General features: G+C 56.8%; 2 protein-coding genes. Both read left to right on the top strand.

Translation table 11 applies throughout. The annotated features are described in order from the left end of the window. Nucleotides 1-35: 35 nt before the first annotated feature. Complete coding sequence (locus HMPREF3160_RS02425; protein WP_070490770.1) at nt 36-743, top strand: DUF6318 family protein; 708 nt, start codon at nt 36-38, stop codon at nt 741-743. A 238-nt stretch (nt 744-981) separates the two neighbouring features. Continuing rightward, nucleotides 982-1,282, top strand: a 301-nt coding sequence (locus tag HMPREF3160_RS09965; protein WP_176744684.1) for a hypothetical protein, incomplete at its 3' end; no start/stop codon positions are given.

The following is a 1,282-nucleotide window of genomic DNA, read 5'->3' as shown; positions in this document are numbered from 1 at the left end:
TTCTAAACAGAAACACATGCCTAAGGGGCGCCATCATGACAAATCTAAAACGAAGCGCTATCGCCACAGCCCTGACGCTCGCGCTTGTTTCCGGGTTAGCCGCCTGCGGATCCAGCGACGATGCGAAGCCAGCCGAAGCGGCACCGTCCGCCTCGCCGCCTGCAAGCCAGAGCGACAAGGAAGCGAAAGGCAAGGCCGCTTCCGGTAGCGGCAAAGAACCTGCGAAACCCAAGCCTTCGGCCAGCCCGTCACCGAAGGGCCCGTATAAACCGGCCACCCCGAAACGCCCGGCCCAGAATGTCCCCGTCCCCGGACCCTTGCCCGAGGTAGCGAAAGAAGAAAGCAAAGCAGGGCAGGTCGCGTTCATCGAGCACTGGGCTAAGGAGTTCAACTACGCAGTGGAAACAGGGAAACTTCGCCCGGAATTCTGGGAAATGACGAGTAGGTCCTGCAATTACTGCAAGGAAGTCGAAAGAGCTCTCAAAAACATGGAGGAACAAAAAACCTGGAACGTCGGCGGCGACATAACCGTGGACAACATACGGCCCGACATTGAGCCTCTCGAAGACGGTATTTACGAGGTGCGCTTCTCAGTTAGCGAGACCGCACGTAAGCGTTATGCGTCGGGGAAAACCAAACCTGTTGAAGAGTATCCCGCCGGCGCGGTAGACCAGGCCTTCGTAGAGCTACGCAGGGTTAAGGGGCAATGGCGATTAGAAGGGTTCTATCAAATTGCGGACTAAACAGAGTGTAGGTTTGTGCACTGTAATTACGCTCGGACTCTTAGGAGTGACTCCGGTATCGGCTTCACCCAGTGCCGATCACGACCAAAAAACAAGTAGTACCACGATCACTGTCACGAAATCTGAAAAATCAGTCATAAGAAAGACGCTTCCGGGCGAGAATGGTCATGCGCCGGCGGCTGCACCTAAGGTTTTTGGGAAGCGTTTGTTGTGGGATCCAGCCTGTACCCCGGGCGCGTTGGATCGCTCCGGGGCGGTCACCGGTTCCACCAAGGTTGCTGGTAGTGACCTGCATGTAGCCGAGATGGTGGACCCGAAAGCTCGTAACGCGGCTAAAACCCAAGCCTGCACCCGACGAGCAGTGGACGAATGCGGTCAACGTGACGACCTGCTCTACACCACCAACACCGCCACCACCCAACTCGCCTGCCGTGCTAAAAGCAAACCGTCTAAGAACGATGCTCCGGCTCAGCAGGCTCCGCTGACCATCACTGAAATCCGAACCCTGATCGCGACCGAAACCAAACGCATCCGCATCC

The sequence above is a fragment of the Arthrobacter sp. HMSC06H05 genome (genome assembly GCF_001807395.1).
GTDB classification, from domain to species: Bacteria; Actinomycetota; Actinomycetes; order Actinomycetales; family Micrococcaceae; genus Pseudoglutamicibacter; species Pseudoglutamicibacter albus.
This window is presented reverse-complemented; position numbering and strand designations above follow the sequence as displayed.